An 8,633-nucleotide genomic window follows, 5' to 3' on the forward strand; every position below is an offset into this window, starting at 1 on the left:
TTAGTTACTATATTATTGATTGGGAAAAATGTTTTGGAATATACTCATATTTTGTAGATTCATACGCATGTATGAATCTCTTTTTTTTATTATATTTTAAAAATTTATTAATTTTTAAAATATAAGTCTAGGAATATTTGAATAAATCTAAATTATCGTGTAGAATAATGTTGTAAAATGTAAACGTTTTTCTAAGGGGAGGCTAAAAAAAATGGTAGTAGCATACAAACATGAGCCATTTACAGATTTTTCAGTGGAGGCTAACAAATTAGCGTTTGAAGAAGGTTTAAAGAAAGTAGAATCTTATCTTGGACAAGACTATCCATTAATTATTGGGGGAGAAAAAATCACTACAGAAGACAAAATTGTTTCTGTAAACCCTGCAAATAAAGAGGAACTTGTTGGTCGTGTTTCAAAAGCAAGCCGTGAGTTAGCTGAAAAAGCAATGCAAGTAGCGGATGAAACATTCCAAACTTGGAGAAAATCAAAGCCAGAAATGCGTGCAGACATTTTATTCCGTGCTGCAGCAATCGTTCGTCGCAGAAAACATGAATTCTCTGCTATTCTTGTAAAAGAAGCAGGTAAGCCATGGAATGAGGCAGATGCTGATACAGCAGAAGCAATCGACTTTATGGAATATTATGGTCGTCAAATGTTAAAATTAAAAGACGGTATTCCAGTAGAAAGCCGTCCAATTGAATATAATCGTTTCTCTTACATTCCATTAGGAGTAGGTGTTATCATTTCTCCTTGGAACTTCCCATTCGCAATTATGGCAGGTATGACAACAGCTGCTTTAGTTTCTGGTAACACAGTATTACTAAAACCAGCTAGTACAACTCCTGTAGTAGCAGCGAAATTTATGGAAGTATTAGAAGAAGCTGGCTTACCAGCTGGCGTAGTAAACTTCGTTCCAGGTAACGGTTCTGAAGTTGGTGACTACTTAGTAGATCATCCTCGTACACGTTTCGTAAGCTTCACGGGATCTCGTGATGTAGGTATCCGTATCTATGAGCGTGCAGCGAAAGTAAACCCAGGCCAAATTTGGTTAAAACGCGTTATCGCTGAAATGGGCGGTAAAGATACAATCGTTGTTGATAAAGAAGCAGATCTTGAATTAGCAGCTAAGTCTATCGTTGCATCAGCATTCGGATTCTCAGGACAAAAATGTTCTGCATGTTCTCGTGCAGTAATCCATGAAGATGTATATGATCATGTATTAAATCGTGCTGTTGAATTAACAAAAGAATTAACAGTTGCTAACCCAGCAGTATTAGGTACAAACATGGGGCCTGTTAATGACCAAGCTGCATTCGATAAAGTAATGAGCTATGTTGCAATTGGTAAAGAAGAAGGTAGAATTCTAGCAGGTGGCGAAGGGGACGATTCTAAAGGCTGGTTCATCCAACCGACAATCGTTGCTGACGTTGCAGAAGATGCTCGCTTAATGAAAGAAGAAATCTTCGGACCAGTAGTAGCATTCTGTAAAGCAAAAGACTTTGATCATGCGCTTGCAATTGCAAACAATACAGAATACGGTTTAACAGGTGCTGTTGTTACTAACAACCGTGACCATATTGAAAAAGCACGTGAAGAATTCCACGTTGGTAACTTATACTTCAACCGTGGATGTACTGGTGCAATCGTAGGTTACCAACCATTCGGTGGCTTTAACATGTCTGGTACAGACTCTAAAGCTGGTGGACCTGACTACTTAGCACTTCACATGCAAGCAAAAACTACTTCTGAAACTTTATAAGAAATAGTAGAGGAGCTCTTCACAAAATGTGAAGAGCTCCTTTTAAAATTGAAATCCCATATATTACCTTCGTTCGAAGGGGATGAGCTAAAACCTATTAATAGCGGGATAAACATGTGAACAGAAATAAAATGATGAGAAAAGTTGACTTATTAGTCATATTTTTTAGTATTCATTTTGAGAATTTCCTGTATAATACAATTTGAAAGAAAATCTATAGTTCGACAAGGAACACTCTTTTCGGTTTTGCTCACTGAAAGGAGTGTTTTTTTATGTAGCTAAAAATTCTTTCGTGCTTATTACATTTGCATATACGCCATTTAAACTAGCTAAAATTGTATTGTGAATATAAACAGCTGGTATAGTAGCGTTCTTAAAAGAAAGGTCTTTTGTAGCACAAGCATCGTGTATAACGGTACATTGAAATCCAAAATCAAATGCAGCCCTTACTGTAGCATCAATACACATATGAGTCATCATCCCGCATACGACGACATGTTCAATGTCTAAACGCTGTAATTGCTCTAGAAGATTAGTTTCTCGGAAGCTATTTGGATAATGTTTGAGTATAACTGTTTCTTCTCTAAGTGGACGGACCTTCTCATGAATATGTACACCTTCTGTATTAGGTAGGAAAAAAGTAGCGTCATCTTTTATAGCTACGTGTTGGATATGAAAAATAGGTTCGCTGTTTGTTCTAAAGTGTTGTAATAACTGATTAGCATATTCGCTTGCTTCTACTGGATTACGCAATTCCATCTTTCCATTTGGAAAATAATCGTTTTGAATATCGACGAGTAAAAGAGCTGTTTTCATATATTTATCTTCCTCCGAGTTTCATATTCAAATAAATTTATTCAATTCGTAGAGAGGATTCTCCTGTTTAAAAATATGAGGAAGAAGAATTTTACATAACTTTGAAAGTTACTATTTTCTTATGAATTTTCATCTGAAAATTTTAATAAAGGAATAATTAATATTTTTCTAAAAAATGTATTGACTCTTATTATTCTGAGTTCTATAATGAGAATTAATTAAACGACAATTAAATCGATACATTCTTATCCAGAGAGGTGGAGGGACTGGCCCTACGATACCTCAGCAACGGGTTTTTTAATACCGTGCTAACTCCAGCAAGCCATATAAAGGCTTGGAAGATGAGAAGATGTGAACGAGTACATATAAGTGCTCTCCTTCTTATCTTTATGGTTGATAAGAAGGAGAGCACTTTTTATTTTACCTCGAAAGCTCTACTTTAAGTTTTTACAGCATATAGGAGGGGGAAAAATGATTTCTTTTAACAATGTAAGTAAAGTGTATGAATCAGCTGGGCAATCTGTTCATGCGGTGGAGGATGTAACATTATCAGTTGAGAAAGGCGAAATTTTTGGCATTATCGGTTTTAGTGGCGCTGGAAAGAGTACATTATTACGCTTAGTAAATATGTTAGAGAGACCAACGGCAGGAACGATTTCAATAGATGATAAAGATATTACATCATTATCGACGAAAGAATTACGCAAACTAAGACAAAGAATCGGAATGATTTTTCAAAGCTTTAATTTATTTAATTCAAGAACAGTGTTTGGGAATATTGCTTATCCATTAAAGTTAGCGAAATTGCCAAAGAACGAGATAAAAGAACGAGTGAATGAACTGCTGAAGTTTGTAGGGTTAGAAGATAAAGCAAACTATTATCCAGAGCAGTTATCAGGGGGACAAAAGCAGCGAGTTGGCATTGCTAGAGCACTTGCGACATCGCCAGATATTCTTATATGTGATGAGGCAACATCAGCTTTAGATCCAGAAACAACGACAGAAATTCTAAACTTATTAAAGAAAGTAAATCGAGAATACAATTTAACGATTCTTCTTATTACACACGAAATGCATGTTGTGAAAGAAATTTGCCACCGTGTAGCTGTAATGGAGAAGGGAAAAGTTATTGAAGAAGGAAAACTGTTTGACGTTTTCACACAACCAAAAACAAAGACGACTCAAAACTTTGTACGTTCTGTTATTAATGATCATTTACCAGAAAGTGTTCTAGCGAAAATTCAAAATGGTGGTCAAATTTATCGTCTAACATTTACTGGTGAGGAGACAGGACAGCCGGTACTATCATATATCGCAAAAAACTATAACGTTGATGTAAATGTACTGTACGGAAATATTATTGAACTTCAAAATGTGCTATTTGGAAATCTGCTTGTAGAATTGCAAGGTGAGCAGAGGGAAATTCAAAAAGCATTACAACATCTAAGACTGCAAGTGCAGCTGAAGGAGGTAGAAGCTCATGCGAGTTGATTGGAGTATATTTTGGCCGCGCATACTAGATGCGACGGGGGATACCCTCTTAATGGTAATTGTAACCCTTATATTCGCTATAATTCTGGGTATACCTCTAGGTTTACTTTTATATGTAACGAGAAAAGGAAACTTTTTAGAAAATAAATGGGTCTTTTCTATTCTTAACATCATAATTAATACAATTCGTCCGGTACCATTCATTATCTTTTTAGTAGCTTTAAGCCCACTAACAAGAAGCGTTATTGGAACGACGATTGGAACAGCAGCAGCAATTTTCCCGATGACGTTAGTCGCATCAATTGGTATTGCTAGAATGGTTGAAACAAATCTTGTTTCCGTTCCGAAAGGAGTAATTGAAGCAGCGCAAGCAATGGGCGCCTCGCCAATTAGAATCGTTTTTGAAATCCTTGTACCAGAAGCGTTAGCACCATTAATCTTAGGTGTCACATTTATGACAGTTGGTTTAATTGAATTTTCTGCAGTTGCTGGGCTTGTCGGTGGTGGCGGTCTTGGTGACTTGGCAATGACGTATGGTTATCAACGTTTTGATACATCAGTTATGTTCGTAACGGTTGTTTTACTTATTATTCTCGTGCAGATAGCTCAAAATTTAGGAAACTACTTTGCGAAAGTCTTGTTACGCAGATCATAAAAAGGAAAAGAGGAAAAGAAAATGAAGAAAATTTTAGCATTTGCATTATCAGCAATTGTAGGAGTCTCAGCATTAAGTGGCTGCTCAAGTGGAGACACGGGTGCAGGAGCGAAAGAAAAAGTAATTCGCGTCGGTGTAACTGGAACGGATGGAGACGCTTGGGAAATTTTGAAGAAAAAAGCTGAAAAAGAAGGGATTAAGATTAAACTGGTGGAGTTCTCTGATTATACAACTCCAAATAAAGCTTTAGCTGATGGAGATATTGAATTAAACTCATTTCAGCATATTGCTTTCTTAGAGCAATTTAAAAAAGAGCATAAGTTAGATATTACAGCTGTTGGTACAACGCAAATTGCGCCAATGGGTTTATACTCTGAAAAATATAAGAAGGCAAATGAAATTCCAGATGGTTCAGAAATTGCAATTCCAAACGATCCAACGAACCAAGCACGTGCATTAAAACTTCTTGATGCAGCTGGAGTATTAAAGCTTAAAAAAGATTTTGGCTTATTTGGAGATCCAAGCGGCATTGCTGAAAATCCGAAGAAGTTAAAAATCACGCCGGTTATCGCACAGCAAACACCTCGTGTGTTAAAAGATGTAGCGGCATCAGTTATTAATAACGGTGTTGCTGGTCAAGCTGGATTAGATCCAGCGAAGGATCCTATTTTCTTAGAAGATCCAAAGAATGAAAATGCGAAGCCTTATATTAATATTTTCGCGGCTCGTACGAAAGATAAAGATGATCCAACACTGAAAAAAGTAATTGAATTGTATCATTCAAAAGAAGTAACAGATGCAATTAAGAAAGAAACGAATGATGGTTCAATTTCAGTTGATCTTTCACTTGAGGAGCTTGAAAAAATCGTAAAATAATGATTGGGTTTAATGGACTAACAGAAGGAACCCCTCCGCTGTTAGTTCGTTCAACATATAATCTACTTAACAAACGAACCCTAATTCTGTACCTTCCAATTTTGTATAACGTAGAATCCAATGTTTGTTAAGTAGAGTAATGGACCAGGAGTTTTCCTGGTCTTTTTTTATGAATGAAAGTAGCTAGCGAACAGTAAGGTAATCCAAATTATAATGGGATAAGAAAATAAGCTGAAAAGGAGTGTAATTACGAATTGCTTTTGATGAATTAAGTGTTTTTTTGATAAAACAAAGAAAATAGAAAAGAGAGTAATGAAAAATGCTGATATTACGCCGGGGTTATAGGAGCGATAAATGAAAAACAAAATAATATGTTGAACAGAGTTAAAGAAGATGGCCCCTTGTATAAAAATAATCCAGCATATAGAAGACAAGAAGTTAAGTTGATATAGAAAGACGATAAGTAATACAAAGATTGTTAATACGGAAATGGCAATGAAAAATTGTTGGCTAGTTATAAGGCGGATTGAAAATTGATTAGCAAGGTATTGTGGCATTTGGAAAGCTTCTTCAAGGTTATGAATGAAAAATAATAAGGGAATGATCCAGAGTATAGTAGTGGAATGCTTTTTCATCAACTTACATCACTCCAATAAAGTATAGAAAGCCTAAAAAAGGCCCTCTATACAGATAGTTATTCAATTATGATATTTTTTAAATTATTTTCATGATGCTCTCGTTCTTTCGGATAAGCAGCTAGCTCCTCTTGCAAAATATTTAATATTTGCTTAGCTGATTGCTGGATTGGATTAGGTAGCTCTTCTAATATATGCATCCCGACTTTTACTTTTGTACGAATTACCCTTCGTAGTAGTTCCTCATGCATGCACTACACCTCCAAACCGAATGTTTAGTATATCTTCTTCAAATTTTGCTCCTTGAATAGAAAGGTGTGTTAACGTTTTTGGCAATGTAATATTTCGTTTCACAGAGCCGGCTCGAATAATTAGCTCATCACCTTTTTGATTTAATGAAAGTTCACTTTTGTTTGAGAAGGGAATAGAAAGAATGAAAATATAATCATCGCCATCTTTTCTTACATATTGTGTGCGGCCGTTAAATTTCACTTCAGTAGGACAATGATCAGTTTTAAATAAAGCATCTCCTACACGCTCTAACATAGGTAAACCAACAACTTCTTGTTCAAACATTGGAGCTTCGTAAATAGGAAGTGGATCAAAACTATTTTGAATTAATGTTTTATATTTCTTTTGCGTATCTTTCCATGCTTGAAAATAAGGATCGGTGACGGTGTTAGGGATGACGCGATTAATCATAATGGCATCTACGTTATAATCGTATAAATTTAAATAAGTAAAGCTACGCTGAGCTTCTTTAATGACCATTTTTTCAGGATTTACAACGATGCGGATACTTGTTACTTCTCGGTTTGATAAAATATCTCTCATTTCTCCGAGCTGTTCAAGTGTATTTGTTAATTCGTCCATAATATCGTCGGTTGGAAGAGGGACACCAAGGAGTGGTTGAGCTACAGGACGAACGACTTTTAAAACTTTTCTTTTAATAGGAAACAATTTTTCCATCCACCAGCCGAGCATGTCTGGAAAGCTTAGCATTGCTAATGTTTCTCCTGTTGGAGCACAATCAATAATGATAACATCATATGTGTTTTGTTTATAATAATCGAGTACGCGAAGTAAGCTAATTAAATCTTCCATACCAGGAAACATCGTTAATTCTTCTGTTGTAATATCATCGGCTGCTTTGGAAGTGAAGAGTAGTGTAATATATTTCTGTAATTTTCCCCATCCTTTTTCCATCTCATAAATCGTATTAATTTCTTGTGCCCACAAATTTTCACGAATTTCTAATGGCTCAGAAGATAGCTTTATACCAAATGAATCTCCTAAACTATGAGCAGGATCTGTACTCATGACTAAAGTTTTTAATCCTTGTTTTGCGCTTTGAATTGCTGTTGCTGCTGAAATGCTAGTTTTTCCTACGCCGCCTTTACCTGTATACAAAATAATTCTCATCATTCATATCTCCTTTGTTTCGAATGTCGAATATTACGAGTGTCGAAGTAAATGATTGAATAAAAACCCAGATAGGGTTTTATTCAATCGGAATGTTTTTCATTTTAGGTGTAGAAACTTTTTCTTCTGTTTTTTGCTGTGACGTAGCAATGTGATTCATAATCTTTTGGAAGATTTGTAGTAAGAATGCTTTTTCTTCTTCTGACAATGCTTCTGTCACTAAGCTAAAGTAATGGGCTGCATTTTGTTTTACTTCTTGAACGAGCATTACGCCGTTGTCTGTTAACCGAATTAATACAATACGTCGGTCGTTTTCATCACGGTAGCGCTCAATATATCCCTTTTTTACAAGGCGATTTACAACGCCCGTCGTTGTACTCATCGGTATATCAAGAAGATCAGCAATTTTCGTCATTGTAATATCTGTATTTCGTTCCATCCAAAGTAAACAAAATACTTCTGTTTTAGAAAGTGTTAAATCTAGGCTTACCCATTCTTCAGGATAGAAAAGTTTCTTGGCGTTATCTAGCAGTAAGTCTAAAAAATGTTCATATTGCAACAATTAGTTCCACTCCCGTATATTTCGAGGTTCGTAATATTTGTTTTTATTTTATGTGGAATAGAAATAATTGTCAATATTTTTTGTTTGTTTTTTCAGATTAGACAGAAAACTATCTTTAAAATAGTATTCTTTTATGATAGATTTATAAATATAAAACTAGAATTTACATAAAAATCCATCATGGTAAATATACTTATCTATAATGGGTGTACAGCTAACGAGGAGGAGAACGATGAGAAGACGTAATACGCAAGCGTTCACATTTTTAGCATGGACTTCATTTGTTTGTGCGCTTTCAGGTATGCTAATTGGGATTTATACGTTAGATGAAACGCTTAGTGTAAAAGGATACTATTTAATTGGAACATTATTTTTAACGATGTCTTGTTTTGTGTTACAAAAAACAATTCGTGATAA

10 protein-coding genes and 1 riboswitch are annotated in these 8,633 nt (G+C 35.3%); of the genes, 5 read left to right on the top strand and 5 right to left on the bottom strand.

What is annotated here, in order from left to right; genetic code table 11:
• Positions 1-211 precede the first annotated feature (211 nt).
• Positions 212-1,759 (top strand): L-glutamate gamma-semialdehyde dehydrogenase, encoded by a 1,548-nt coding sequence (gene pruA, locus MR170_RS28925; protein WP_000259556.1) that lies wholly within the window; start codon positions 212-214, stop codon positions 1,757-1,759.
• Between the two features lie 270 nt (positions 1,760-2,029).
• On the opposite strand, the gene MR170_RS28930 is transcribed toward pruA, so the two are convergent.
• Positions 2,030-2,575, bottom strand: coding sequence for a cysteine hydrolase family protein (locus MR170_RS28930; protein ID WP_016083727.1), 546 nt, complete (start codon positions 2,573-2,575; stop codon positions 2,030-2,032).
• A gap of 242 nt (positions 2,576-2,817) precedes the next feature.
• A riboswitch (SAM riboswitch) is annotated at positions 2,818-2,923 on the top strand.
• A 123-nt stretch (positions 2,924-3,046) separates the two neighbouring features.
• On the opposite strand from MR170_RS28930, the gene MR170_RS28935 reads away from it, so the two are divergent.
• Genes MR170_RS28935 through MR170_RS28945 form a run of 3 tightly spaced genes read left to right on the top strand, consistent with a single transcriptional unit; the run spans position 3,047 to position 5,597 of the window.
• On the top strand, positions 3,047-4,066 hold the full coding sequence (locus MR170_RS28935) for a methionine ABC transporter ATP-binding protein (RefSeq protein WP_029441471.1): 1,020 nt from the start codon (positions 3,047-3,049) through the stop codon (positions 4,064-4,066).
• The gene (locus tag MR170_RS28940; protein WP_072941039.1) at positions 4,056-4,721 is read left to right on the top strand and encodes a methionine ABC transporter permease; all 666 of its coding nucleotides are present in this window, start codon (positions 4,056-4,058) and stop codon (positions 4,719-4,721) included. Before MR170_RS28935 ends, MR170_RS28940 begins: the two co-directional genes overlap by 11 nt.
• A 21-nt stretch (positions 4,722-4,742) precedes the next feature.
• Positions 4,743-5,597 carry a MetQ/NlpA family ABC transporter substrate-binding protein gene (locus tag MR170_RS28945; protein ID WP_029441472.1) on the top strand — a complete coding sequence of 285 codons (855 nt, stop codon included), beginning with the start codon at positions 4,743-4,745 and terminating at the stop codon, positions 5,595-5,597.
• A gap of 167 nt (positions 5,598-5,764) precedes the next feature.
• Here the strand turns inward: MR170_RS28945 and MR170_RS28950 are convergent, their stop codons facing one another.
• The 4 genes from MR170_RS28950 to MR170_RS28965 all read right to left on the bottom strand — a co-directional run bounded on the left by MR170_RS28950 (position 5,765) and on the right by MR170_RS28965 (position 8,216).
• Positions 5,765-6,232 carry an HXXEE domain-containing protein gene (locus MR170_RS28950; RefSeq protein WP_016083724.1) on the bottom strand — a complete coding sequence of 156 codons (468 nt, stop codon included), beginning with the start codon at positions 6,230-6,232 and terminating at the stop codon, positions 5,765-5,767.
• A gap of 59 nt (positions 6,233-6,291) precedes the next feature.
• Positions 6,292-6,483: a DUF3926 domain-containing protein gene (locus MR170_RS28955; RefSeq protein WP_000544108.1), complete on the bottom strand. Its 192-nt coding sequence runs from the start codon at positions 6,481-6,483 to the stop codon at positions 6,292-6,294.
• The gene (locus tag MR170_RS28960; RefSeq protein ID WP_002182396.1) at positions 6,476-7,657 is read right to left on the bottom strand and encodes an ArsA family ATPase; all 1,182 of its coding nucleotides are present in this window, start codon (positions 7,655-7,657) and stop codon (positions 6,476-6,478) included. The genes MR170_RS28955 and MR170_RS28960 overlap by 8 nt, the downstream gene beginning before the upstream one ends.
• 76 nt (positions 7,658-7,733) lie before the next feature.
• Positions 7,734-8,216 (bottom strand): MarR family winged helix-turn-helix transcriptional regulator, encoded by a 483-nt coding sequence (locus MR170_RS28965; protein ID WP_029441474.1) that lies wholly within the window; start codon positions 8,214-8,216, stop codon positions 7,734-7,736.
• Positions 8,217-8,448: 232 nt separating this feature from the next.
• Here MR170_RS28965 and MR170_RS28970 point away from each other — a divergent pair.
• A partial coding sequence (locus MR170_RS28970) for a YiaA/YiaB family inner membrane protein (protein ID WP_242310375.1) occupies positions 8,449-8,633 on the top strand: 185 nt, incomplete at its 3' end.

Source organism: Bacillus cereus group sp. BfR-BA-01524 (assembly GCF_022662595.1).
Taxonomy (GTDB): Bacteria; Bacillota; Bacilli; order Bacillales; family Bacillaceae_G; genus Bacillus_A; species Bacillus_A thuringiensis_S.

Bases quoted from the DNA above. Each gene is read 5' to 3' on its own strand.
- MR170_RS28930 (WP_016083727.1), bottom strand. From the start codon at position 2,575: ATGAAAACAGCTCTTTTACTCGTCGATATTCAAAACGATTATTTTCCA.
- MR170_RS28955 (WP_000544108.1), bottom strand. From the start codon at position 6,483: ATGCATGAGGAACTACTACGAAGGGTAATTCGTACAAAAGTAAAAGTC.
- pruA (WP_000259556.1), top strand. From the start codon at position 212: ATGGTAGTAGCATACAAACATGAGCCATTTACAGATTTTTCAGTGGAG.
- MR170_RS28945 (WP_029441472.1), top strand. From the start codon at position 4,743: ATGAAGAAAATTTTAGCATTTGCATTATCAGCAATTGTAGGAGTCTCA.
- MR170_RS28960 (WP_002182396.1), bottom strand. From the start codon at position 7,657: ATGATGAGAATTATTTTGTATACAGGTAAAGGCGGCGTAGGAAAAACT.
- MR170_RS28940 (WP_072941039.1), top strand. From the start codon at position 4,056: ATGCGAGTTGATTGGAGTATATTTTGGCCGCGCATACTAGATGCGACG.
- MR170_RS28950 (WP_016083724.1), bottom strand. From the start codon at position 6,232: ATGAAAAAGCATTCCACTACTATACTCTGGATCATTCCCTTATTATTT.
- MR170_RS28935 (WP_029441471.1), top strand. From the start codon at position 3,047: ATGATTTCTTTTAACAATGTAAGTAAAGTGTATGAATCAGCTGGGCAA.